Genomic DNA, 20,926 nt, shown 5'->3' on the forward strand with positions numbered 1-20,926 from the left:
TTGTTTATACGGATTACCACAAGGGTTATGACGTATTGGATGTGAGCGAATTTAACCATTTCCGTATCAACCACCGCACACATTTTGCTGAAAAACAAAACCATATCAACGGAATCGAGAACTTTTGGAGTCAGGCAAAACGGCATTTGCGTAAATTTAACGGCATCCCGAAAGAGCATTTTGAGCTGTATTTGAAGGAGTGCAAATGGCGTTTTAACAATAGTGAAATAAAAGTTCAAATTTCCATTTTGAAACAATTGGTAATAGATAATTTATCCTAGTTATCTAGGACAGCCCCAAATTTTTTTCGCTTTGGCGTTTTTAGGCATTCGGCATAGGTTTTCGGCATGGGCGTTCAGGCATGAACAGCCTGATTCAGGGTGCGGGCTATCCATTCGTTCAGGCTGATATTGTCCGCCGCCGCCGCCGCTGCCGCCGCCGCGTGGATTTGCGGGCTGACTCGCACGTTGAAGCGGCCTGAATAGTGTTTGTAGGGTTCTATGCCGCGTTCTTCGCAGACGGCCAAAAATTCCCGCAGGCTGGCCGCGCCCTCTTTTTGCAGGTCTGCCACGTTGTCGGCGTAGAAGTCCGCGCCGCCGTTCAGTCCCAAAAATTCGCCCCGCAGCAATTCGGTTTCGGGGTCGTATTGGATTAGGGCTTTATGCCCGTTTATTGTCATCAGGTTGTTCATGGTTTCACTCCGTTTGCTTCCAGCCATTTGCGCACGCTTGCAACTGCGCCTTTGTCCGTGTCGGGGCCGGGATGCGGTCTGTGGAAGACCTGTACTTGTCCGAACAGAATCACGGCCACGCGGCTGCCTGCCCGCTCTTCTATTTCGCCGCCCAAATCGACAAACAGGGCTTCGATGTCCGCCCATTTGATGCCGCCGGGTATCGGGCGGGCAAATATCAGGGATAAGGTGCGCTGGTGTTTTTTCTTCATAATGGGTAACACTGTAATTTAGTACCATGATACAGCAAGGGCAACGGGGCGGGCAAGGCTGCGGGGTGTGCCGTCAGGCGGCGGGGCAAGTTCGGCGGCATTTTCCGCCTTTGCCGTCCGCGCTATTTTATTGCGCAATAATATGCTGTTTTTGCTTAAACATTTCCTTAAACACGATTAACAAAAACAGCAAAAAAAGGCAAAAAATGCGCGTGGGAGGCAGGGGGGTCTAGAAAGCGGGTGCGTCTGAACTTTTTGCGCCCCCTGCCCCTGCCGTTGTCTCTGCGCGGGCGGCAGGGCGGGGCTTGCGGCGTCAGACGTCCAGCCTGAACAGGCGGCCTTTGCCCTGTGCCTGTCCGTAGGCGTAGCCGTCGGCCAGCCGCCGAGCTTCCATTTTCAACACTATCAGGGGTTCGCCGTGTTCGGTCTCGATAACGGGTTTGATGATGCCGACGAGTGAAAGCCGCTGTCCCGCTTCGCAGGCAGTCAGAGCGCGGCAGGTTTCGCGGTCAAAGGCGATGATGTCGGCGGGCAGGGATGCGGCGGGGAAGCCGCCCATTTTGTAGCCGCTTGCCAGCATCTTGGCGATGGCGTAGGTGCTGCCGCGCCGCGTTTTCATCATTTTGGGTTTTTGCAGCAGTTTCCCGCTGATTATGCCGTCTATCATGCGTATGGCCTTTCTGTTAATATTTTGTAAAGAAAACGGGGCGTTCAGACGGCCTTTGCGCCGTGTGTTTTTGCCCCGTGTTTTTGTTGTTTCTCTTATTCCGATGTTTTAAATGATATTTTTCTGTTTCGTGTATTTTTCTCCCCTATATGCATTCAAAAATCCGAAAAATGGTGGGATTGGTGGGGATGAAATGTTAAGACGATTTTTATTCAATATCTTAAACCGATTTTTCAGCCCCACCGGCAACCCCTCCGCCTCCTATTTTTGTGGGGTTGGACGTTAGGATTTGTTAAGGCTGTCAGGGTGGGATGCGGCTGGCCGCGCTTTCCAACCCCATGCCAACCCCACACCATCCCCACCAAAACCCCAACGGATTTATTTATCATAAACCTTATAAATATATGATTATAATAAGTTAAAACTACATATTTATATTCTGACCCCACCAACCCCACCAAATCGGCAAAACATATCAGTACGTGCGGGAAAAAGCGGCGGAGGAAAAGCGGATGCGGCGCGTCCTTGCCCGATATGGCGGCGGCGGGGCTGCGCCCCTTTACGCGCCCGCTTCGCCCCATTCTGCGGGCGGCACTTCGCCGACAAGGGCGTAAAAGCGGCCGGGGATGTTGAAGCGGCGGGCAAGGGCGGCGGGAAGCGGTTTTTTATTGCGCGTTTTGCCGCCGCCTGCTTTTTCGGTTTGCAGCCATCCGCATTCTGCCAGCACGCGGCAGACGAAAGACCGTTCAAAGCCTTTGCAGATTTCGGCTTCAAAGGCTTCATCCGTAATGTAGAAGGTGCTGTATCCGTGCGGGTTGTCCCGCTCGCCCGCGTGCCGGTTGCCCGCCACTCTGAAGCCCGCATGGTTGCGTTCGGTTTTGTAGCCGTCTTCTCCGAAATTGCGCAGGTCGGCGAAGCGTTCGCCGTAGCCGTCACGCGTCAGGAAATCGCGGGCGTTGGCGATAATCTGCCGCTCTTCGCGGTTGCCCGCGCCCTCCCGTTCGTGCCATGCGTTGAAACACACCAGCACGCCCGCAAAGGCTGTTTCCTTGTCAAAGCCCGTTATGTCCCATTCGCAGGCAAGGGCGAGGCCGACGGCGGCCATAGTGAAGCGTTTGGACACGCGGGCGGGCTGGGAATCCATGTGCGCGGGCAGACGGGCGCAAAACTCGCTTTGCAGGGCTTTCAGACGGCCTCTGAGGGCTTCGGGGTTGTCGGCCATGCTGTCGGCCAGCCGTTGCAGGTAGGCGCGGAACGGTGCGCCGTAGCAGCTTCGCGCGGCTTCTTCGAGATGGGCAACCAAAGCCGCGCCGTCGGCGAAGCCGTGCAGGGTGTCAAAGGCTTTGAAACCTTTGCCCGCGTCGGCGGGGACGGCAGGCAGGCGCACGGCCTGTCCCGCGTTCCATTCGTAGCCTGCGGCTTTCAGGTAGTGTTCGGCGTCAAATTCGCCCGTCGATACCGCCAGCACGCGCCACGTGCGGCGGGTGCGGTTGCCGCCTGCGGCCTTGCCTTGCAGCTTGGATGTGCCGTTGAAAACGGAATAACCGACGTCTTTCACGGTTTTGGGGTCTCCCTCTCCGATTTCGTCGAGGAATATCAGACCGTCATTGTTGGCGGCGGCTTCGTTGTCGAAACCGAGGCTAGTCCCTTTCCATTGGACTTTCAGGCCGTCGGGGTTGCCGATGGCGGAGAATGCCAGCAGGCCGGACAGGGTTTTGCCGCTGCCCGATGCGCCGTAGATGTGGAAACCGCCGTTTTCCAGCCGCAGGATGCGCAGCAGCGGGGCGGCGAACACCGCGCCCAGGGCGAGGCTGGGGCGGCTGTTGCCCCCGATATAGCGGCCTATCTGCTCCTTCCACTGCGCCAAGTCTCCCGCCACGGCATAGGCTTCTTTTTTGCTGGTGTCGCCGATGTAAATCGTTTTGCAGGCGGTTTTGCCGATGATTTCGCCGCCGGGCAACACGTAGGCGGTAAAGCTGTCGTCCGTCCAGCCGCCGCGTTCGGTAATCTGCCACTGTTCTGCGCTGCCTTCCCATTGCAGATAGTTGGCAAGGGCGGCCATGGTTGCGCCGTTTTGGTTGACGCCGATACCGAAGCCGCGCAAAAGTGCCCAGCCCTCACGCGTGCCGACAATTTCCAGCGGAAAGGCGGCCTGTTTGGTTTCGGCTCTGCCGCTGATGCCGTGGCGCAGATACTCGATAACGCGGTATTCGCCCTCATCCGCGCCCTGACCGCGTCCGACGATTTCCAGCGGGTCGCACAGCCTGACGGGCGGCTTGTAGTATTCCGTGCCGTCTTTGGTTGTTCCCACGTCGTAAAACCAAACGCCCGCCCGCGTGCCGGTGCGGATGTTTTCAAAATAGGCTTTCAGCGGCTCGCTGTCGGCACTGCCTATGCCCTGTAAGGCCTCAAAATCGCTTTTCGGGGCGTTTTTGCGCTGTCGGCGGCCTTTCCCTGCGCAGGGGCTTCCGCGCCTTCCTGCGCGGCGTTTTGGCCGTCTGAAAGGGATTTTGCGTCCGCGCCTGTATCCGCGCCGCCGTCGAGGCCGTCTGAAAGGCCATTTTTACTGTTTTCGTAATCGCTCATGCCGCTGCTCCTTTCGCTACGTTGGCCGTCAGCACGTCCAGCGCGTCCGCGCCCGTGCCGTCAGGCCGCCAGATTCTGAAAGCGTCCAATTTGCCGTGATAGCGCCGTTGCAGGGCGTAGGTGGCTTTGATGCCCGTTCCCGCCGCGTCGTTGTCGGCGATAACGGCCACTTCGCGGATGTTGTCGGGCAATACCAGCGAGGCGATGCCGTGGGTACTGCCGCACGCCCACACGGCCACGCCCGAAACGTAGCGGGCGGCAAGGGCGGTTTCTATGCCTTCGCACACGGCCAAAACGCCGTTTTCAGGCTCGAACAGGCGGATGGCCGCGCCTTTGAGGCTACCCGCGCCGACGTTGCGCATTTTCTTGACGGGCAGGGCTTGACGGGTTTTCGGGTCGAAGATGCGGGCTTTGAAGGGCATGTCGTTCCAGCCCCATTGCAGATAGGTCAGGTGCAGGCCGCAGGGTTCGCCCGCCGCGTTTCGGAACAGGGCGCACATGGCGGGGAAGTGTCCCAGCGTCTGCCCGTCGTGCCGGTAGGCCGTTTTTTCCAGCCAGCGCAAATCGTCGGACACGGGCAGATATTCGGGGGCGGGAATGCCCCGGTTGAAAAAGTAGTCGGCCAAATCGGGGGCGCGGGCAAAGGGAATCCCCGCCTGCCACACGTCCAGCACGCGGCGTAGCTTCTGCGCCCGCTCCGCGTCGGTATCGGGCGGAGTTTCGCGGCGCGGCGGCAGAGGGCGGGGCGGCTCTTTCAGACGGCCTCCCATGCCCAGCAGGGCGGCCACGGATGCCACGGATTCGGCAAAGGGGTATCCGAACACCAGCATCAGCAAATCAAAGCCGCTGCCGCCTTCGGGCGTGCATTGGTTGCAGATGAAGCCGCCGCCGCCCTGATGGTCGGTAAAGCGGAAGCGGTCTTTGCCGCCGCAGGCAGGACAGGGCTGATGCTTGCGGGTGTCCAGCAGGGCGCGGGGAACGCCCAATGCTTGCAGGATGTCAGGCCAACGCCCGTGCGCGGCGGCTTTGATGTCGGCGAGGCTTGCCCGTGTACGGGCGGGATTTTGTGCGGTTTTTGTCATGGTTTTGCCTTTCGTCAGGCGGCAAACGCCCGCGCTAACGGGCAAATGCCCGTTAACGGCTTTATTTCGGCGTTTTAAAGGGGTTTGGAGATAGGGGAAGGGGGGGTAGCCCTGCCTGTGTGGAGAAATGCGCGGAAAACGCGGTTTTACGCCGTTACGCGCGGTCGGCACTGCCGCACAGCAGGCACACCGTCCAGCCGCGTGCCGTCTGAATCAGGGCGAGGCGGGCGCAGTCGGGGCGGTTGCGCAGCTTGTGCGCCTGTTCGGCGGCTTGGCGCAGGGTGTCGGCGTGTAGTATCGGAAGGATGCGCGGGCTGTTCATGCGGCTGCCTCCTGTGTCTGCGCGGCTTCGAGGCCGTCTGAAACCCCGCAGGAGGGCAGGCCGCCGCGCTGGTGTTGTTCGTCTACACGGAACACCAGCCAATCCGTGCCTTTGCCCGTGTACACCATGCCGAAGCGCACGGACGGATAGGCGGCACGCAGGCGGCGCAGGTATTCCAGCGCGGCTTGTGCGCTGCCCTGTCCGGTATGCGGCACGATGTGTAGCGGCGCGGCGGTTTTCGGCTCGCAGAATGCGGCGGGCGGCAGTTTGCGGGGTTTAGCCATGTCCGCCTCCTTTCTGCGCTTCTGCGGCCTCTGCGGCGGCGTTTCGGGCGCAGTCGTCGAAGCCTGCGCGGTAGGCCGTCTGAAACACCAGCCGCGCGTTGATTTCGCCCAGTTCGCGCAGCGTGCCGCCGAACTCCCGCGCCATGACGGCGCACAGGCGGGTAACGGCGGGGGCTTCCACGCGGTAAACCTTGTCGGCGGTTTCGTTGGCCTCCATCAGTCTGCCGACGGTTTCCAGCACAAAGGCAAGGGAGCGGGCGGCGCAGTCGGCGCGTTCGCGCAGGCTGTCGGCCTCTGCGGATGTCAGGCCGACAACGCCGTCTTCGTCGATGCGGCCGCAGTTTGCCAGCAGGGCGGGCAGGCCGCCCCAATCGTTCAGGTTCAGCCTTGCGTCCATGCTATGCCCCTCCTTTGGCCTGATTGCTGCCGAAGCCGAAAACCGCCCAAATGCCGCTTGACAGGCGGTAAAGCATGACAGTTCCGTTATCGGGGTTTTGTGCCAGCTTGTCGGCCATGGCGCGGGCTTCGGCTTCATTTTTGGAATCGTAAAGGACGGTCATGTGGCGCATGAAATCGCTGACCGGGCGCGATACCACAAACTCCACTTTCGGACTGTTCGCGGCTTCCTGAAAAACCGCACGGCTGAATTCGGCGGGATTGGACACGCCCTTGCTTTGGACGCTGGGGAATATCTCCGACATCATGAAAATGATGAAATCTTTCATCAGTTTGTCATTGCTGTTCATGATTACGCCTCCCCTGCGACAACGCGGCAGACCGTCCAAGTTCTGCCCTGTTGCACGATGTTGAAACGGTAGGCGGACGCGTCGGACACCGTCAGGCGGTCGATGTAGCGGCAGGCTTCGCGCAGGTTGCGGAAGGTGCGCAGTTTTTGCGAGATTAAAGGGCGCGAGAATGCGCGGCGGATTTTGGGCATGATGTTGTTACCTTTCACGTTGGGTCGATATGCCCGCGCCCACGCTGTCAAACGTGAGGGCGGGGCGGACAAAGGCGGGTTGACAGACCGGGCAACGTGTTCCCGGCAGGCGCAAGGCCTCCCGCCCCTGCCGCCCCGTGAAAGGTGCAACAAGGGAAAGAATGCAGACGTAAAAATGCCGCCCGATATGGGATAACGGCGGCTTGTCTGCCACGTTGTCTTAGGGCTGTCAAACCCTGTTGCGCGATTGAACGCAACGGGCGGATTGTGCCGCGCCGCATTGCCGCCGTCAAGGGCGGGGGCGGAGAAAACGGGGATGAGGGTGTTCATGCCGCTTCTCCTTTGGTGTAGCCCGCAGCGGCAAGGCGTTTGTCCAGCCATGCTTGCAGGCGGTCGGACGGCCAGCCTACGGCGTTGGCGGCAATGCGCACGCGCGGCGGAAAATCCGCGTCGTAGCGTGCGGGGTCGTTCGGGTTGCCTTTGGCGTAGACGGCGGCGCGGGAAAGTCCCGTTACCGTCATGACTTCTTTCAGGCGCATTAAGCGGAAACCGTTTTTTTCCATAGTGTTCACTCCTACATGGTTGCAGATGTATTCCCCGTTCCGCTGGTGTTTGCGGCGGGATGCGGCGCATGGTAGGAGCGGGGGGACGGTGGCGATACCCGCTAACGGCGTCAGTTACGGAAGTAACGCCGTTGCTTCCGCCTTCGGGTAATCAAAAGGCCGTCTGAATTCAGACGGCCTTTCATCATTTTTTCCCTTTTATTTCAAATTCTTTAATCCATTCCCTCACAGTCTTCTCACTCAACAGCTGTTCGCTCTCATGCAATACGGTTCGCTGCCTCATGGCGGCAATAACGGCGTTTTCATAGCTTTTCAGCAGTTGCCTGATTAATTCTGCCTTGCCGCCCCGTTCAAACCCCTTGTCTGCGCAGGCTTTCCATCTCGGGTAGGCCACCCTGTTTTTAAAATCCGTTTTGAACGATTTGGCAACGCCTGCGGCACGGGCGGCGGCGGCCTGTTTGGACTGTTTGTGCTGCCGGTTGCTTAACACGCTGCTCCCCCAAAAAGCGCAATCGGCCATCAGATAGGCCATATCCGCCGCTAGGGCGGCATATGCGGCTTTGTCTTCCCTGTCTGTTTCCCCCTCCCTGATGCTGTCTGTGTAGCCCGCAATCAGCATACAGCAGGCAACACGGGAAAACAGGGCTTCGCGCTCCCGTGCCTGTGTGTCAAACGTCAAGCCGCAGCGGCGCAGGAACAGGATGACTTGCCAGTTGCATTGCAGCAGACAGCGGTAATCCGACATATCGGGGCGGGGCATGCCGTCGGACAGGGCGGCGGCACGGGCGGCCATAACTTCGCGCTCCATCGCCGCCGTATCGGGCAACAGCACGCGCAAAGCCTCGATATTGGCCGCATACACCGCCCGCACGCGCCCGTCTGTGTCCCAGTCTGCCAGTGCCGCAGCGTATTCAAACAAGCCTTTCATCCGTCTGCCCCGCCTTTCTCAATCCCGCAACACCGCACGCGCCGCCTTTAAGGCTTCCACCGCCAGTTCCTTTTCTGCTTCCCTATACCGCTCTTGCAGCCAGTCGGAATAAAAACAGGCGATTTCCCGCCGCTCTTGCAGCATATCGGCGCGGAAATACGCCCTGACGGTCTTGTCTTTCACGGTATGCCCCAATGCCTTGCGGATAACCTCCACGCCGCGCCTGTTTTCCGTCATGACGTCGGCAAACAAAGACCTGAAACCGTGTTGTACCACCTTGCTTTTTCCCGCGTGCGTGCCGTCGTAGCCCATCAGCTTGATGCGCTGGTTTATGGCGTTTTCCGAGATGGTCGGATTGCCCCCGCCGCCTTTCCTGCCGCTGGGAAACAGATACTTTTGCCCGCCCGTGAGGGCGTGCAGCTCTTTCAGCAGCTCGATAGTCCAGTCAGACAGCGGAATCAGGAAATCATTGCCCTGCTTCATGTTTTCCTGCGGCATAAACCACGTTTTGCGCTCCCAGTCGATGTCTTCCCACCTGCCCAGCCTGAACGATTTGCTGCGCGTGGCCGTCAGCATGGAAAGCAGCAGGGCGAGGCGGACAACGGGGCTGCCGCCCGTTTGCAGATAACTTTTAAAAAACTCTTTAACCTCGTTTTGCGGCAAGGCGGGCTGGTGTTCTTCCCTGTATTGCGTCAGGTTGCGGCTTAGTTTGGCAGTGGGATTGAACTCAATCAGCCCCGCCGTGGCCGCGTAATCGAACACTTGACTGGCCGTTTGCAACACCTTACCCGCTTCCGCAGGGATGCCCTTGCCGTTCAGATGCTCCACAAAAGCCGCCATATCGGGGCGCGTCAGGGCGGTAATGTCCCTGTCCCCTATCAGGGGATAAATATGCCTGTCCAGCCGTCCCCTGATGTTAGCCGCCGTCTTGGCTGCCAGTTTGGGCGCGTAAACGGCAAACCATGCTTCCGCCACGGCACGGAACAAGCGGCTGTCCGTTCCCGTAGCGCGGCGCTTGGCTTTGCGTTCGGCGGCGGGGCTGACGCCCTCCCGCAGCATATCCCTGTAACGCTGCCCTGCCGCCCGCGCCTCGGTCAGCGAGATTTCGGGATAGCGGCCTATGCTCTCAATCTGTTCTTTCTTCCGCCCCGCTTCGTCCACCCGATACCTGAAATGCCACAGCCGCGCCCCGTTGGGCTTTACCAGCAGATACAGGCCGCCGCCGTCTGAAAGTTTGTAAGGCTTGTCCTGCGGCTTGGCATTTCTTACGCGCATATCCGTCAACTTCATGGGAGAAACTCGTTTTTGGGTAACAGAAAAAAGCCCGAAATCCCCAACCGGCAAGGCTTGCGGGCGGATTTTGGGTATCGCGTCCGCCACACGCGGGCAAATCCGCCGCCAAGGCCGTGCGCGGGGCTGTTTTTTGGGTATCGGTAGGGCAACAGGTTATCGGTCAGGCTGGGAAGCCGTTATTCCGTAGGGCTTGAAAGAAGAAACAGCAGCAGCCGACAGGCGTCGAAGCAGGCGGCTTTAAATCGGCGTATCCCTTTCGCCATGCGCCCGAATACAGGCAAAAGCCTTGATATACGGCACATTGCATCGGCGGCGGAGCATCGAAGGGTTACAGCCTTTCCCCGGCCATCGGACACCAGCAGCAGGCGGGCGCGTCGCAAAGCAGACGGGCGGGCTTTTTCGGCTGAAATTTCATAAGATACTATTTAATTAAAATCAAATAGTTATGAAAAACCTCCTATGATTTTCCGCCTTTTTGCCGCCTTTGCTGGTGTCGATACCCACTAAAATACCCAAAATTTTTTGTTGCTTCAAGTGGAATCAGGGAGATTTCAGAAGACGATAAAAAAGCCTTGAAACGGATTCAAGGCTTGATGGACAAGGGATTTTGTAGACTTACGGAGATAGCTGTAACTTCTGTGGATAACTCCGTTTTTTAATGTTTGGCCTCGCCGACAGGAATCGAACCTGTATTTTACGCTTAGGAGGCATACGTTCTATCCGTTGAACTACGGCGAGGTGTGAAAAATCAAATTTTGAAAACAGCTATTTAAGGGTTATTTAAGACACGCGCGCCAATGATTCTTCGGCCAGTTGGCGCATGGCGCGGGTCGCTTCGTTGACGGGCAGGTTTTGCAGACAGGCGAGGGCTTGGTCTACCGCTTTGCGTGCCTGCTGCGCGGCGTAGGCGAGCGCGTCGGAGGCGGCGACGTGGGCATGGATTTGTGCGAAGCGGCTGCGGTCGGCGTTTTGCAGGGCGTCGCGCACGTCCTGCGCGGCTTCGGGGCTGCCTTGGCGCATCAGGTAGATCAGCGGTAGGGTGGGCTTGCCCTCGGCCAGGTCGTCGCCGACGTTTTTGCCGATTTCGGCCGGGTCGCCGCAATAATCCAGAATGTCGTCGACGATTTGGAAAGCGGTGCCGACATACATGCCGTAGTCGCGCAGGGCGGCTTCCTGCTGCGGCGTGGCGCCTGCCAGTATCGCGCCGACTTGGGCCGCGGCTTCAAAGAGCTTGGCGGTTTTGTATTGGATGACGCGGACGTATTCTTCTTCGCTGATGTCGGTGTTGCCGATGTTCATCAGCTGCATCACTTCGCCCTCGGCAATGATGTTGGTGGCGTCGGCCATGACTTCGAGGATTTTCATGCTGCCCGAGCCGACCATCAGTTGGAAGGCACGGGTATATAAGAAGTCGCCCACCAAAACGGCGGCGGCGTTGCCGAACAGGTTGTTGGCCGTTTCGCGGCCGCGCCGCATATCGCTTTCGTCGACCACATCGTCGTGCAGCAGGGTGGAGGTGTGGATGAATTCCACCATCGCGGCAAGGGAGTAGAGCTTGTCGTCGTCGTAGCCCAGCGATTTGCCCGCCAAGATGGTGATGATGGGGCGCAAACGCTTGCCGCCCGCGCCGATGATGTAGTTACCGATCTGCGAAATCAGGGCGACTTCCGACTGCACCGCGCGTTCGACCACCTGATTGACGCGGCCGAGGTCGGTGGCTAGGTTTTGTTGGAAATAGGGCAGATGTTCGAGCATGGCGGTATCGGCGGCGGGAAAGTTGCTGCGCGGCGGGCAGAAGTCGGAAAGCGCGGGATTATAGCACAAAGGCCGTCTGAAAACGGGAGTCTGGGCAGACGGGCGGTGATACGTGCGCCATACGGTTTGACAAAACAGACACTTGCCCATAGAATACGCCATTTCGCGCATGGTGCGCGGAATTTTTGTTTAACCGAAATCCCATTTATGGAGTTGAGTATGTACGCGGTCGTAAAAACCGGCGGCAAACAATACAAAGTTGCCGTTGGCGAAAAATTGAAAGTAGAACAGATACCTGCCGAACTCGACAGCCAAATCGAACTGACTGAAGTTTTGATGATTGCTGACGGCGAATCTGTAAAAGTAGGCGCGCCCTTTATCGAAGGCGCGAAAGTAACGGCCAAAGTAGTGGCGCACGGCCGCGGCGAGAAAATCCGCATTTTCAAAATGCGCCGCCGCAAACACTACCAGAAACGCCAGGGCCACCGCCAGAATTTCACCCAAATCGAAATCGTGGCCATCGCCTAATTTCTAATCCAAGTCAGGAGTATCCAACATGGCAAGTAAAAAAGCAGGCGGCAGCACCCGCAACGGCCGCGATTCCGAAGCCAAACGCTTGGGCGTGAAAGCCTACGGCAACGAGCTAATTCCCGCAGGTTCCATCATCGTGCGCCAGCGCGGCACCAAATTCCACGCAGGCGACAACGTCGGCATGGGCAAAGACCACACCCTGTTCGCCAAAGTCGACGGTTATGTGGAATTTGCCGTCAAAGGCCGTCTGAACCGCAAAACCGTGAGCGTGCGCCCCTACACCGGCGCGGAAGAAGCGTAAACGGCAGACAGTATGCAGCGAACCCGTCCTTTGGGCGGGTTTTTTGTGTCTTGCCGCCGCCCGCGGCGCTTCGGGTATCGGCAGCATGCGCTGTCTTTCACCGATAACTTGGAGGCCGTCTGAAGCTTGGAGGCCGACTTCAAAACCAACCGAACGCCGCATGGCGAAAACGGGGCAGCCGAAAGACACAAATGCGCCTGCCCGCATCCCGTTCCGCCACGTTTTCAGACTGCCTCCCACGCCGCAGATGCACACGGCGCCGCGCTATAATGCAGGCCGTCTGAAACACGTTTTGCCCGCCTTGTCGCAACCCTGTTTTCAGACGGCCTATCCGTCATTTCTTTCCGACACCTTTCCCGAATGATGCTCGAAACCCTGCTGGCGCTGCCGCGCAATGTGAAAAAACTGCTGTTTGTCGTCCACGACATCCTGCTGGTTTTCTGCGCCTTCTGGTTTACCCAAAGCCTGAAAGCCGATTACGACAACGAATGGGCCGACCCCGCCAACTGGTATGCGCTGGCCGCCACCACCACCTTCACCGTGCTGCTCTTCGTGCGGCTGGGGCTTTACCGCGCGGTAACGCGCTACATCAGCCTGCGCATACTCGCCGTCGCCCTATTCGGCAGCTTTGCCTCCATGCTGGCGTTTTTTTTCAGCGTGCTGCTGTTCGAGCGCCAGCTGCGCCTCGCCCTGCCCGTGGTGTTTTTCTTCCTGATGGTGGTGCTGATTGCCGGTTCGCGCCTGCTGCTGCGGCTGATGCTTACCGAGCGCAGCGAGCGCCACGGCGCGGCGGCGGTGATTATCTACGGCGCGGGACAGTCGGGGCGGCAGCTGGCCGAAGCGGTGCGGCAGGTGCACGAATACCGCCCCGCCGCCTTTGTCGACGACAATCCGCGCCTGCAAAACACCACCGTCAGCGACCTGCCCGTGTTCGCCCCCGCAGAAATCGAACGGCTGATCAGACAATACGGCATCCGCAAAATCCTCCTCGCCATCCCCAGCGCGGGCGCGCAACAGCGACGCGACATCCTGCGCCGCCTCGAAGCCTATCCCTGCGAAGTGCTCGCCATACCCGGCATGAAAGACCTGGTCGACGGACGCATCCACACCGGCGTATTGAAAAAAATCTCCGCCGCCGACCTTTTGGGACGCGAACCCGTCGCCCCGCTCCCCGACCTGATGGCGCGCGATATCGCGGGCAAAAGCGTGATGGTCACCGGCGCGGGCGGCTCTATCGGTTCGGAGCTGTGCCGCCAGATTATCTCTCTTGCGCCCGCGCGGCTGGTGCTGTTCGAGCTGTCGGAATTTTCCCTCTACACCATCGAGCGCGAGCTGGCCGAATGGCGGCAGCAGCACGGCGGCGGCTGCGAAATCCTGCCGCTTTTAGGCTCGGTGCAGGACGAAGGCCGTCTGAAAAGCGTCATGACCGCCTTCGCTGTCGACACCATCTACCACGCTGCCGCCTACAAACACGTCCCCATGGTTGCCCTCAATACCGTCGAAGGCGTGCGCAACAACCTTTTCGGTACACTCGCCTGCGCCCGCGCCGCACAAGAAAGCGGCGTCTCCACCTTCGTCCTGATTTCCACCGACAAGGCCGTGCGCCCCACTAACACCATGGGCGCGAGCAAACGCATGGCCGAACTCGTCTTGCAGGCGCTCGCCGCCGAACCCGCCTGCCGCACCCGTTTTTGTATGGTGCGCTTCGGCAACGTGCTCGGCTCGTCCGGCTCCGTCGTCCCCGCCTTTGAAAAACAAATCGCCGCCGGCGGCCCCGTCACCCTCACCCATCCCGACATCACCCGCTATTTCATGACCATCCCCGAAGCCGCCCAACTCGTTATCCAGGCCGGCGCGATGGGCAAAGGCGGTGACGTGTTTGTGCTTGACATGGGCGAGTCCGTCAAAATCATCGACCTCGCCCGCCAAATGATCCGCCTCTCCGGCCTCGAAGTGAAAGACGACGCCTGCCCGCAGGGCGACATCGAAATCCGCATCACCGGCCTGCGCCCCGGCGAAAAACTCTACGAAGAACTGCTGATCGGCGACAACGCCGCCCCCACCGGCCACCCGCGCATCCTCACCGCCAGCGAAACCATGCTGCCCTGGCCGCAGCTCTGTGTTTTGCTCGACCAAATCGCCGCCGCCTGCGACCGCGGCGACCAGCCCGAAATCCGCCGCCTCCTGCTCGCCGCCCCCGCCGCCTTCAAGCCGCAAGACGGCCTGTGCGACCTGGTGTGGACGGCACAGCACGGGAAAGGCTGAACACAAGGCATCAGGCCGTCTGAAAACCTGTTTTCCGTTTTTCAGACGGCCTTTTTGCGTTTACACAATATCCCGTTCGCGAAAGCGTGGGAAGTTTTCGAGGCGGCGGGGGCCGCGCAGGCAGGCGAGCCAGACGGTGAGAAAGGCGGGGCCGCTGGCGGGGTGTTTTGGCAGTTCGTACCAGGGAAGCTGCGGCTGTTGGTGGTGGGTGAGGTGTAGGTGGTAGTTGAGGAAGACGAGGCGCAGCCAGCGCGGAACATAGAGGTTCCATGCGCCGTTGTGTTTGTCGAGCGGCGAGAAGGCGTGGTCGGTGTATTGCAGCGAGCTCCACGCGAGGGCGAAGGCGGCGTAGCAGGCGAGCCAGCCCGTCCATGTCCAGCCCAGCGTCCATGCCCAGAAAAGCTGCCATGCGGCCGCGCCGAGCACTTCGAGGCGGGCGGCGGCGGGCAGGCTGTCGAGTGCGCCGATGTAGTCGTCGGCGCCGGTCTGCACGCCGCCGCGTTGGCCGAAGGCGCGGATCAGGGCGCGGCGGACGGCGGCGGGGGTGAGGGCGTAGACGAGCACGCCGAGGGCGGAGACGAACCAGTAAACGCCGGTGTAGATGGCGTACCACTGGGCGTATTTCAGCCACAGGACGTCGCCTTCGTGCAGGATGTCGAACTGTTCGGAGGCGGAGCGGTTGTTGCGGTGGTGGGTGAGGTGGAAGACGCGCTGGACGGCGAGGCCGGTGGGAAACCATGCCGCCGCCAGTCGGCCGCACCATTCGTTCAGACGGCCTCCCCGCCCGTTGGCGGCGGGGGCGAACACGCCGTGCACGCATTCGTGCAGCAGGGCGAAGACGGTGTTGTTGCTGAGGGCAAACAGCAGCGCGGCGGCGACGGCAACCGGCCACGGCGCGTGCGAGGCGGCGGTGAGCAGGGCGAGGTTGGCGCAGGAGGCGGCGGCGAGGATGAGGAGGTTGCGGGCGATGGGGGTCATGGCGGTTTTGTGGCGGGAGGCCGTTCCCGCCTTCGCGGGAATGACGTTTCTGAAAATCCCGGCAGACGGGGATTACAGGCTTTCGAGCGTGCTTTGGTAACGCGCGGCCTGCTGCACGCCGGGGTCGTCGGCGCCGTCGAGTTTCAGGCGCATATTTTTGACAATGACGAAGTCTTTTTTCAAAAACGCCAGATATAAAAAGCGGGCGATATAGAGTTGCAGGCGCGGGAAGAGGGTGTCGGGCGGGATGCCGATGGCGGCGAAGGCGAGGGTGCTGCGCTCTTCGGGCGGCGTGCCGGGGGCGTCTTGCGGCAAGAGGGCGAAGATGCCGCTGGCACGGAAGCGGCCGACGCGGCTTTCCACTATGATGCTGCTGCCGTTGCAGGTGTGCGCCAGTTCGACGCGCCCGCCGGAGAGCCGCTGCATCAGCCAGCTGGAAAAGCCGCCTTTGGGCAGGATGCGGGTGGCAAAACGCATGCGGATGCCGCCCTCGGGCGGGGTGTCGAATACGGGATCGCCCTCGGGCGTGCGCTGGTGGACGATGGCCATGTGCGAGAGGTCGAAGCCGTTGCAGATCATGGCGCGCCAGTCGGCGTTGATGGTGCGGGAAGCGGTGAGGCGCAGGTGGCCGTTGTCGGCGAAGGGCAGGGGCGGGGCGGTTTCGCCTTCGGCCAGCGGCGGGTGCAGCCAGACGAGGCCGAAGCGTTCGGCGCACGGCCATGCCTGCGCGCCGATGCGGCAGCCGGGGCGGATGGGGGGGAGGCCGTCTGAAAGGGCGGTTTGCGGCTCGATCAGGCAGCCGTGCAGGCCGCAGCAGAGGGCTTGTCCTTCGACGCGCGCGCTTTTGAGGTGCGCGCCCATGTGCGGGCAGAAGGCGTCGGTGGCGCGGAACGTGCCGTCGGCGTCGCGGTAGAGCACCCACTCTCGCGCGCCGAGGCGGCCGCTGCGGACTTGGCCGGGGGCGAAGCCGTGCACTCGGGCGGCGGGATACCAGCAGCGCGGCCAGTGGTGCCATTGTGTTTCGGCGGGGTCGTGTTCGGTCATGGGGTTTCCGTTTGCTGTTTTTATAGTGTTGTCGAAATGGTGTTCGGCTTGTGCTTTCAGACGGCCTCAGCCGTTTTCTTCGTCGATCAGGCGGCGGATGTCGCGCGTTTGCCGTTTTCGAGGATGGAGCGAAAAAGGGCGAGCGGGTTGAAGTCGGTGTAACGCTTGTGGTTGGCGATGGCTTCGCGGTAGCGCGGCAGGGTGAAGGTGTTGAAGCGGGCGTTGAGTTTCATGGTTTCCTTTCAGACGGCCTCTGTGCCGTTGCAGGCCGCTCCCGCCTATACCCCTTCGGGGCATAAACGCGGGAATGACGTTTCTGAAAATGTGTTCAGCCGAAAAAACGGGCGAGCAGATTGGCGAATTCTGCGGCGTGGCTGAGGAAGGGGGCGTGGGCGGCTTGGTCAATCACGACGGTTTCGGCGTGCGGCAGGTGCTCTTGCAGGTATCCGCCCATGCGCGGCGGCGTGATGCCGTCTTTGCCGCCGTATACCAGCAACACGGGCTGGCGGATGTGCGGCAGCAGGGCGCGGGCGTCGGCGCGTTCGGCGGCTTCGAGGGCGGCGGCCAGCGCGGCGGGCGTGCCGTGGCGGACGATGTCGGGCAGCAGGGCGTCGACTATCTGCCGCGCTTCGGGCGTGTGCAGCAGTTGCAGTTCCAAAAACTGGCGCATATATTTCGCATAGTCCTGCGTGAAGAGCGGCAGCATTTTGTGCAGCGCGGGGCGGGCGAGACCCTGCGGGTAGCCGGGCGCGGCGGCGAGTTTGGCGAAGGAGGCGGTGAGGCACAGACGGCGTACTTTGTGCGGATGGCGGTGTGCGGCGTGCAGGGCGACCAGGCCGCCGAGCGACCAGCCCGCCACGTCGCTGCCTTCGGGCAGGCCGTCGGCCAGTTCGTCGGCGGCTGTTTCTATATCGAACGCGCCCGCAAACGGCGCGCCGCCGTGGCCGGGCAGGTCGGGCGTGTGCACCTGCCAGTGTGCGGGCAGCAGCGGGCGCAGGCCGTCGAACACGCGGCCGTTTGCCGCCCAGCCGTGTATCAGATAAACAGGATGATGGGGTGTGTCTGTCATGAAATTCCTTTCCCGATTAAGCCGTTTGACCGAGCCGCAAAGCTGCGCATTATGCCACGCGCGGGCATTGGGTGGCATCTGCGGGGGCTGTATGGCCGATTTGCTGAAAACCGCCACGCCGCCCGAGCGCGTCTGCCCGCAGTGCGGCGGCGCGGGCGACGGCGTGACGATCTGCGGCGCGTGCCAAAAGAAGCCGCCGCCGTTTGATTTGTTGTGGTCGTCGTGCGCCTACGCGCCGCCCGTCAGCGGCATCCTCCACGAATTCAAACACCTGCGCCGCTTGGAACTGCGCCGTCCGCTCGCCTGCCTGATGGCCGCGCTGCCGCCGCCGTGGCTGCGGCACGAAGCTGTAGACGGCATACTCGCCGTGCCGCTGAGCCGAGAGCGGCAGATGGAGCGCGGCTTCAACCAGTGCACGGAACTCGCCCGCCTGATCGCGCCGTTTTTCCGCCTGCCCGTGCTGCCCGAAAACACCGTTTTCAGACGGCCTTCCCCGCCGCAAAGCACACTGGCCTACCGCGAGCGGCTGAAAAACGCCAAAGGGCTGTTTGAGGTGCGCGGCGACGTTAAGAAACGCAATCTACTGTTAATCGACGACGTAGCCACCACAAACGCAACATTGGCCGAACTGGCGCGGATGTTAAGACGGGCGGGGGCGGAGCGCGTTTTCTGCTGGACGCTGGCACAGGCGAAAATGCAAAGGCCTTGACGCGCCGCGCGGATGGGGGCATAGTGCGCGCCGTTTTAAGTGTCTGATTTTATGTTTACTGTTGTTTTGTACCAGCCGGAAATCCCGCAGAACACCGGCAACATCATCCGCCTCTGCGCCAATACCGGCGCGGCTTTGCACCTCGTCAAGCCGCTCGGATTCCCGCTCGACTCGGCCAAAATGAAACGCGCGGGGCTGGATTACCACGAGTTCGCCAGCCTCACCGTCCACGAAAATTTCGCCGACTGCCTCGCCGCCCTCGCCGGCCGCCGCATCTTCGCGCTGACCACCAAAGGCAGCACCCGCCCCGACCAAGTGTCTTTCCAAGCGGGCGACGTTTTCCTCTTCGGCCCGGAAACGCGCGGCCTGCCCGCCGACATTCTCGACAGCCTGCCCGCCGAACGGAAAATCCGCCTGCCGATGCGGGCAAACAGCAGAAGCATGAATTTGTCGAACACCGTTGCCGTCACCGTATTCGAAGCGTGGCGGCAAAACGGCTTTTCAGACGGCCTCTGAACGGCTTTGCCCGAAAAGGCCGTCTGAAAACACAAAAGCAGCACCCCGCCGCACAAGAAGAGAAACAGACGCGGCAACCTCCCTTCAACTCCGGAACAGGATCTTGTTTTGACCCAAAACCAACGCTTAATCCCCCTCGGCCTTTTCGCCGCCCTCGCCCTCACCGCCTGCGCCGCACCGCAACCGCCCGCAGCCCAATCCCAAACCGCCCCTGCGGCAGACAACGCCACCGCACCTCCCCCGCCGCCCGCCGCCCAATCCCAAACCGCTCCTGCGGCAGACAACGCCGCCGCACCTCCCCCGCCGCCTGCCGCCGCGTCCGCCCAAAAAACCGCCGCCGCGCCTGTCAGAAAAAACTGGCAGACTGCCGCGAAAAAAACCGAAGTCCAAACCGCCAAAGCCGACGGCAAAACCGCCAAAGCCGACGGCAAAACCGCCAAAGCCGACGGCAAAACCGCCAAAACCGCATTCAGCCAAACCGGCAAAGCCTCATGGTACGGCCCCGGTTTCCACGGCAGGAAAACCGCCAACGGCGAACGTTTCGACATGAACACCCTCACCGCCGCCCACCGCACCCTGCCCATTTCCAGCTACGTCCGCGTCACCAACCTTGCCAACGGCAAAAGCGTCGTCGTACGCATCAACGACCGCGGCCCCTACCATGGCAACCGCGTGATGGATCTCTCCAAAGCCGCCGCACAAGAACTCGGCTTCATCCGCACCGGCACGGCGCAGGTGAAAATCGAACAAATCACCACAGACGCCCCGAGCCGCAAAGAACAAAACCGCCGCAGCGGCATCGTGACCGACGCCAAGGCCAAAGGCCAAACCGCCATCTGAGCGCCGAGCGCCGCCCAACCCGTGCCCCGCACGGGTTTTTTGCGTCCTTGCGCTATAATCCGCCGCTTTCGGCCGTTTCAAACGGCCTCCCGCCCCCCGAAGGAGAACCCATGATCGGCAGCCTCACCGGAAAACTGACGGAAAAACACCCGCCGCAAATCATCATCGACGTCAACGGCGTCGGCTACGAAGTCGACGTTTCCATGCAAACCTTCTACAAACTGCCGCCCGTCGGCGAAACCGTGCGCCTTTACACCCATCTGGCCGTGCGCGAAGACGCGCACCTGCTGTTCGGCTTTGCCGACGCCGCCGAACGCGCCACCTTCCGCCAATTAATCAAAGTCGGCGGCATCGGCGTGAAAACCGCCCTCGGCATCCTCTCGGCCATGAGCGCCGAAGAACTGGCGCAGGCCGTGGCGCAGGAGGACATCAAACGCCTGTCGTCCGCCCCCGGCATCGGCAAAAAAACCGCCGAGCGCATGATTTTGGAACTGCGCGGCAAACTCGCCGCCGCAGGCATTTCAGACGGCCTCTTCGCTCCGGCCGCAGCCGACGGCGGCAGCGACGACATCGTCAGCACCCTGCTGGCGCTGGGTTACAGCGAGCGCGAGGCACGCGCCGCCGTCAAAGGCATCGCCCCCGGCACGGAAGTGGCCGAAGGCGTGCGGCTGGCGTTGCGGAATTTGACGAAATAGACAGGCCGCCCCGCCGATGATGCGCAGAGGCCGTCTGAAAACATATGCCTGCTTTCAGACGGCCTCTTGCGTTTTGCCCCGCACGGTATGCGGACGGCGGATAAAAAACAGCCGCCGCACATTCCCACAATATGCAGCGGCCTATCCCTAAAAGACTCCGCCTTCCCGAGCGGAGCGACAGCGGTAGGGCTGTCGGTTTTACCGTAATGTATTTGTTTTTCGATGCCGTGGCATCCGTTAAGAACGACCGACGCGCTGTGCATCGGTATGGAATGCCAAGCAAGCTGCGTGCCATCTTGCAGTGGCGGTAGGTTATTAATTTATCATAATGATTTGTAAAGAAAAATAAAATTCCTGTCGAAAAGCGTCGGCAAACCGTTTTTAAAAGGCGAATATTTTTTGTTTCTTTTTGCCCTTGCACGCATTTGCGGAAACTGCAGCTTTATGCCGTTTTTCGGCAGAACATGGGCATATCGGTGCAAAAGATCGCCACGAAAGGTTGAGGCCGTCTGAAACGGTTGAGGCCGTCTGAAACGGTTGAGGCCGTCTGAAACGGTTGAGGCCGTCTGAAACGGTTGAGGCCGTCTGAAACGGTTGAGGCCGTCTGAAACGGTTGAGG

The 20,926-nt window shown here is 60.7% G+C and carries 27 protein-coding genes, 1 tRNA gene and 1 pseudogene; 9 read left to right on the forward strand and 20 right to left on the reverse strand.

Annotation, left to right across the window (positions count from 1 at the left end):
• Positions 1 to 281, forward strand: a 281-nt coding sequence (locus ACLD9W_RS09585; RefSeq protein ID WP_410841808.1) for a transposase, incomplete at its 5' end; no start/stop codon positions are given.
• Positions 282 to 355: 74 nt separating this feature from the next.
• On the opposite strand, the gene ACLD9W_RS09590 is transcribed toward ACLD9W_RS09585, so the two are convergent.
• The 16 genes from ACLD9W_RS09590 to ACLD9W_RS09665 all read right to left on the reverse strand — a co-directional run bounded on the left by ACLD9W_RS09590 (position 356) and on the right by ACLD9W_RS09665 (position 11,359).
• Complete coding sequence (locus ACLD9W_RS09590; protein ID WP_410841809.1) at positions 356 to 691, reverse strand: type II toxin-antitoxin system HicB family antitoxin; 336 nt, start codon at positions 689 to 691, stop codon at positions 356 to 358.
• A complete protein-coding gene (locus ACLD9W_RS09595; RefSeq protein ID WP_410841810.1) occupies positions 688 to 942 on the reverse strand; it encodes a type II toxin-antitoxin system HicA family toxin in 255 nt (84 codons plus the stop codon). Before ACLD9W_RS09595 ends, ACLD9W_RS09590 begins: the two co-directional genes overlap by 4 nt.
• Before the next feature lie 313 nt (positions 943 to 1,255).
• On the reverse strand, positions 1,256 to 1,609 hold the full coding sequence (locus ACLD9W_RS09600; protein ID WP_410841811.1) for a hypothetical protein: 354 nt from the start codon (positions 1,607 to 1,609) through the stop codon (positions 1,256 to 1,258).
• 559 nt (positions 1,610 to 2,168) lie between these two features.
• Complete coding sequence (locus tag ACLD9W_RS09605; protein ID WP_410841831.1) at positions 2,169 to 4,004, reverse strand: DUF927 domain-containing protein; 1,836 nt, start codon at positions 4,002 to 4,004, stop codon at positions 2,169 to 2,171.
• On the reverse strand, positions 4,001 to 4,195 hold the full coding sequence (locus tag ACLD9W_RS09610; RefSeq protein ID WP_410841812.1) for a hypothetical protein: 195 nt from the start codon (positions 4,193 to 4,195) through the stop codon (positions 4,001 to 4,003). Before ACLD9W_RS09610 ends, ACLD9W_RS09605 begins: the two co-directional genes overlap by 4 nt.
• The gene (locus tag ACLD9W_RS09615; protein ID WP_410841813.1) at positions 4,192 to 5,277 is read right to left on the reverse strand and encodes a primase-helicase zinc-binding domain-containing protein; all 1,086 of its coding nucleotides are present in this window, start codon (positions 5,275 to 5,277) and stop codon (positions 4,192 to 4,194) included. The genes ACLD9W_RS09610 and ACLD9W_RS09615 overlap by 4 nt, the downstream gene beginning before the upstream one ends.
• A gap of 154 nt (positions 5,278 to 5,431) precedes the next feature.
• Entirely contained in the window at positions 5,432 to 5,599 is a 168-nt protein-coding gene (locus tag ACLD9W_RS09620) for a hypothetical protein (protein ID WP_410841814.1), read from the reverse strand.
• A complete protein-coding gene (locus ACLD9W_RS09625; RefSeq protein WP_410841815.1) occupies positions 5,596 to 5,883 on the reverse strand; it encodes a hypothetical protein in 288 nt (95 codons plus the stop codon). The genes ACLD9W_RS09620 and ACLD9W_RS09625 overlap by 4 nt, the downstream gene beginning before the upstream one ends.
• Complete coding sequence (locus ACLD9W_RS09630; RefSeq protein ID WP_410841816.1) at positions 5,876 to 6,280, reverse strand: hypothetical protein; 405 nt, start codon at positions 6,278 to 6,280, stop codon at positions 5,876 to 5,878. Before ACLD9W_RS09630 ends, ACLD9W_RS09625 begins: the two co-directional genes overlap by 8 nt.
• A gap of 1 nt (position 6,281) precedes the next feature.
• Entirely contained in the window at positions 6,282 to 6,629 is a 348-nt protein-coding gene (locus ACLD9W_RS09635; protein WP_410841817.1) for a hypothetical protein, read from the reverse strand.
• Between the two features lie 2 nt (positions 6,630 to 6,631).
• On the reverse strand, positions 6,632 to 6,820 hold the full coding sequence (locus ACLD9W_RS09640; RefSeq protein ID WP_410841818.1) for a hypothetical protein: 189 nt from the start codon (positions 6,818 to 6,820) through the stop codon (positions 6,632 to 6,634).
• Positions 6,821 to 7,146: 326 nt separating this feature from the next.
• Entirely contained in the window at positions 7,147 to 7,383 is a 237-nt protein-coding gene (locus tag ACLD9W_RS09645) for a helix-turn-helix transcriptional regulator (RefSeq protein ID WP_410841819.1), read from the reverse strand.
• A gap of 184 nt (positions 7,384 to 7,567) precedes the next feature.
• Positions 7,568 to 8,311, reverse strand: coding sequence for a hypothetical protein (locus tag ACLD9W_RS09650; protein WP_410841820.1), 744 nt, complete (start codon positions 8,309 to 8,311; stop codon positions 7,568 to 7,570).
• Positions 8,312 to 8,329: 18 nt separating this feature from the next.
• Entirely contained in the window at positions 8,330 to 9,601 is a 1,272-nt protein-coding gene (locus ACLD9W_RS09655) for a tyrosine-type recombinase/integrase (RefSeq protein WP_410841821.1), read from the reverse strand.
• Positions 9,602 to 10,267: 666 nt separating this feature from the next.
• A tRNA-Arg gene (locus ACLD9W_RS09660) sits at positions 10,268 to 10,342 on the reverse strand.
• Between the two features lie 42 nt (positions 10,343 to 10,384).
• Positions 10,385 to 11,359: a polyprenyl synthetase family protein gene (locus ACLD9W_RS09665; RefSeq protein WP_410841832.1), complete on the reverse strand. Its 975-nt coding sequence runs from the start codon at positions 11,357 to 11,359 to the stop codon at positions 10,385 to 10,387.
• Between the two features lie 219 nt (positions 11,360 to 11,578).
• Here ACLD9W_RS09665 and rplU point away from each other — a divergent pair, with 219 nt between their 5' ends.
• The 4 genes from rplU to ACLD9W_RS09685 all read left to right on the forward strand — a co-directional run bounded on the left by rplU (position 11,579) and on the right by ACLD9W_RS09685 (position 14,456).
• Positions 11,579 to 11,887, forward strand: a complete 309-nt coding sequence (gene rplU, locus ACLD9W_RS09670; protein ID WP_009117569.1) for a 50S ribosomal protein L21 — start codon at positions 11,579 to 11,581, stop codon at positions 11,885 to 11,887.
• Between the two features lie 28 nt (positions 11,888 to 11,915).
• Positions 11,916 to 12,191 (forward strand): 50S ribosomal protein L27, encoded by a 276-nt coding sequence (rpmA, locus tag ACLD9W_RS09675; protein WP_009426977.1) that lies wholly within the window; start codon positions 11,916 to 11,918, stop codon positions 12,189 to 12,191.
• A gap of 160 nt (positions 12,192 to 12,351) precedes the next feature.
• Positions 12,352 to 12,555 (forward strand): hypothetical protein, encoded by a 204-nt coding sequence (locus ACLD9W_RS09680; protein ID WP_410841822.1) that lies wholly within the window; start codon positions 12,352 to 12,354, stop codon positions 12,553 to 12,555.
• Positions 12,552 to 14,456 carry a polysaccharide biosynthesis protein gene (locus tag ACLD9W_RS09685; RefSeq protein ID WP_410841823.1) on the forward strand — a complete coding sequence of 635 codons (1,905 nt, stop codon included), beginning with the start codon at positions 12,552 to 12,554 and terminating at the stop codon, positions 14,454 to 14,456. Before ACLD9W_RS09680 ends, ACLD9W_RS09685 begins: the two co-directional genes overlap by 4 nt.
• 60 nt (positions 14,457 to 14,516) lie before the next feature.
• Here the strand turns inward: ACLD9W_RS09685 and ACLD9W_RS09690 are convergent, their stop codons facing one another.
• The 4 genes from ACLD9W_RS09690 to bioH all read right to left on the reverse strand — a co-directional run bounded on the left by ACLD9W_RS09690 (position 14,517) and on the right by bioH (position 17,547).
• Positions 14,517 to 15,434 carry a fatty acid desaturase gene (locus ACLD9W_RS09690; RefSeq protein ID WP_410841824.1) on the reverse strand — a complete coding sequence of 306 codons (918 nt, stop codon included), beginning with the start codon at positions 15,432 to 15,434 and terminating at the stop codon, positions 14,517 to 14,519.
• A gap of 72 nt (positions 15,435 to 15,506) precedes the next feature.
• Positions 15,507 to 16,478 carry a Rieske 2Fe-2S domain-containing protein gene (locus ACLD9W_RS09695; protein WP_410841825.1) on the reverse strand — a complete coding sequence of 324 codons (972 nt, stop codon included), beginning with the start codon at positions 16,476 to 16,478 and terminating at the stop codon, positions 15,507 to 15,509.
• A gap of 86 nt (positions 16,479 to 16,564) precedes the next feature.
• The gene (locus ACLD9W_RS09700; protein WP_410841826.1) at positions 16,565 to 16,711 is read right to left on the reverse strand and encodes a hypothetical protein; all 147 of its coding nucleotides are present in this window, start codon (positions 16,709 to 16,711) and stop codon (positions 16,565 to 16,567) included.
• A gap of 95 nt (positions 16,712 to 16,806) precedes the next feature.
• On the reverse strand, positions 16,807 to 17,547 hold the full coding sequence (gene bioH / locus ACLD9W_RS09705; protein WP_410841827.1) for a pimeloyl-ACP methyl ester esterase BioH: 741 nt from the start codon (positions 17,545 to 17,547) through the stop codon (positions 16,807 to 16,809).
• Between bioH and ACLD9W_RS09710 the strand changes: the two genes are divergently transcribed.
• From ACLD9W_RS09710 to ruvA, 4 genes and pseudogenes are all read left to right on the forward strand, one after another.
• Positions 17,546 to 18,256, forward strand: coding sequence for a ComF family protein (locus ACLD9W_RS09710; protein WP_410841828.1), 711 nt, complete (start codon positions 17,546 to 17,548; stop codon positions 18,254 to 18,256). The genes bioH and ACLD9W_RS09710 overlap by 2 nt on opposite strands.
• Positions 18,257 to 18,307: 51 nt before the next feature.
• On the forward strand, positions 18,308 to 18,772 hold the full coding sequence (gene trmL, locus ACLD9W_RS09715; RefSeq protein WP_410841829.1) for a tRNA (uridine(34)/cytosine(34)/5-carboxymethylaminomethyluridine(34)-2'-O)-methyltransferase TrmL: 465 nt from the start codon (positions 18,308 to 18,310) through the stop codon (positions 18,770 to 18,772).
• A 468-nt stretch (positions 18,773 to 19,240) separates the two neighbouring features.
• Positions 19,241 to 19,529 (forward strand): annotated as a pseudogene (locus ACLD9W_RS09720) (septal ring lytic transglycosylase RlpA family protein); the annotation flags it as partial.
• 193 nt (positions 19,530 to 19,722) lie between these two features.
• Entirely contained in the window at positions 19,723 to 20,307 is a 585-nt protein-coding gene (gene ruvA, locus ACLD9W_RS09725; protein WP_410841830.1) for a Holliday junction branch migration protein RuvA, read from the forward strand.
• Positions 20,308 to 20,926: the final 619 nt, after the last annotated feature.

Origin of the sequence: Neisseria sp. WLZKY-1, assembly GCF_046546535.1 — a bacterium.
Lineage (GTDB): Bacteria > Pseudomonadota > Gammaproteobacteria > Burkholderiales > Neisseriaceae > Neisseria.

What these genes read in the sequence shown, in the direction of transcription:
- ACLD9W_RS09590 (WP_410841809.1), bottom strand. Translation starts at nt 691, where the DNA reads ATGAACAACCTGATGACAATAAACGGGCATAAAGCCCTAATCCAATAC.
- ACLD9W_RS09595 (WP_410841810.1), bottom strand. Translation starts at nt 942, where the DNA reads ATGAAGAAAAAACACCAGCGCACCTTATCCCTGATATTTGCCCGCCCG.
- ACLD9W_RS09600 (WP_410841811.1), bottom strand. Translation starts at nt 1,609, where the DNA reads ATGATAGACGGCATAATCAGCGGGAAACTGCTGCAAAAACCCAAAATG.
- ACLD9W_RS09610 (WP_410841812.1), bottom strand. Translation starts at nt 4,195, where the DNA reads ATGAGCGATTACGAAAACAGTAAAAATGGCCTTTCAGACGGCCTCGAC.
- ACLD9W_RS09615 (WP_410841813.1), bottom strand. Translation starts at nt 5,277, where the DNA reads ATGACAAAAACCGCACAAAATCCCGCCCGTACACGGGCAAGCCTCGCC.
- ACLD9W_RS09620 (WP_410841814.1), bottom strand. Translation starts at nt 5,599, where the DNA reads ATGAACAGCCCGCGCATCCTTCCGATACTACACGCCGACACCCTGCGC.
- ACLD9W_RS09625 (WP_410841815.1), bottom strand. Translation starts at nt 5,883, where the DNA reads ATGGCTAAACCCCGCAAACTGCCGCCCGCCGCATTCTGCGAGCCGAAA.
- ACLD9W_RS09630 (WP_410841816.1), bottom strand. Translation starts at nt 6,280, where the DNA reads ATGGACGCAAGGCTGAACCTGAACGATTGGGGCGGCCTGCCCGCCCTG.
- ACLD9W_RS09635 (WP_410841817.1), bottom strand. Translation starts at nt 6,629, where the DNA reads ATGAACAGCAATGACAAACTGATGAAAGATTTCATCATTTTCATGATG.
- ACLD9W_RS09640 (WP_410841818.1), bottom strand. Translation starts at nt 6,820, where the DNA reads ATGCCCAAAATCCGCCGCGCATTCTCGCGCCCTTTAATCTCGCAAAAA.
- ACLD9W_RS09645 (WP_410841819.1), bottom strand. Translation starts at nt 7,383, where the DNA reads ATGGAAAAAAACGGTTTCCGCTTAATGCGCCTGAAAGAAGTCATGACG.
- ACLD9W_RS09650 (WP_410841820.1), bottom strand. Translation starts at nt 8,311, where the DNA reads ATGAAAGGCTTGTTTGAATACGCTGCGGCACTGGCAGACTGGGACACA.
- ACLD9W_RS09655 (WP_410841821.1), bottom strand. Translation starts at nt 9,601, where the DNA reads ATGAAGTTGACGGATATGCGCGTAAGAAATGCCAAGCCGCAGGACAAG.
- ACLD9W_RS09665 (WP_410841832.1), bottom strand. Translation starts at nt 11,359, where the DNA reads ATGCTCGAACATCTGCCCTATTTCCAACAAAACCTAGCCACCGACCTC.
- rplU (WP_009117569.1), top strand. Translation starts at nt 11,579, where the DNA reads ATGTACGCGGTCGTAAAAACCGGCGGCAAACAATACAAAGTTGCCGTT.
- rpmA (WP_009426977.1), top strand. Translation starts at nt 11,916, where the DNA reads ATGGCAAGTAAAAAAGCAGGCGGCAGCACCCGCAACGGCCGCGATTCC.
- ACLD9W_RS09680 (WP_410841822.1), top strand. Translation starts at nt 12,352, where the DNA reads ATGGCGAAAACGGGGCAGCCGAAAGACACAAATGCGCCTGCCCGCATC.
- ACLD9W_RS09685 (WP_410841823.1), top strand. Translation starts at nt 12,552, where the DNA reads ATGATGCTCGAAACCCTGCTGGCGCTGCCGCGCAATGTGAAAAAACTG.
- ACLD9W_RS09690 (WP_410841824.1), bottom strand. Translation starts at nt 15,434, where the DNA reads ATGACCCCCATCGCCCGCAACCTCCTCATCCTCGCCGCCGCCTCCTGC.
- ACLD9W_RS09695 (WP_410841825.1), bottom strand. Translation starts at nt 16,478, where the DNA reads ATGACCGAACACGACCCCGCCGAAACACAATGGCACCACTGGCCGCGC.
- ACLD9W_RS09700 (WP_410841826.1), bottom strand. Translation starts at nt 16,711, where the DNA reads ATGAAACTCAACGCCCGCTTCAACACCTTCACCCTGCCGCGCTACCGC.
- ACLD9W_RS09710 (WP_410841828.1), top strand. Translation starts at nt 17,546, where the DNA reads ATGAAATTCCTTTCCCGATTAAGCCGTTTGACCGAGCCGCAAAGCTGC.
- bioH (WP_410841827.1), bottom strand. Translation starts at nt 17,547, where the DNA reads ATGACAGACACACCCCATCATCCTGTTTATCTGATACACGGCTGGGCG.
- trmL (WP_410841829.1), top strand. Translation starts at nt 18,308, where the DNA reads ATGTTTACTGTTGTTTTGTACCAGCCGGAAATCCCGCAGAACACCGGC.
- ruvA (WP_410841830.1), top strand. Translation starts at nt 19,723, where the DNA reads ATGATCGGCAGCCTCACCGGAAAACTGACGGAAAAACACCCGCCGCAA.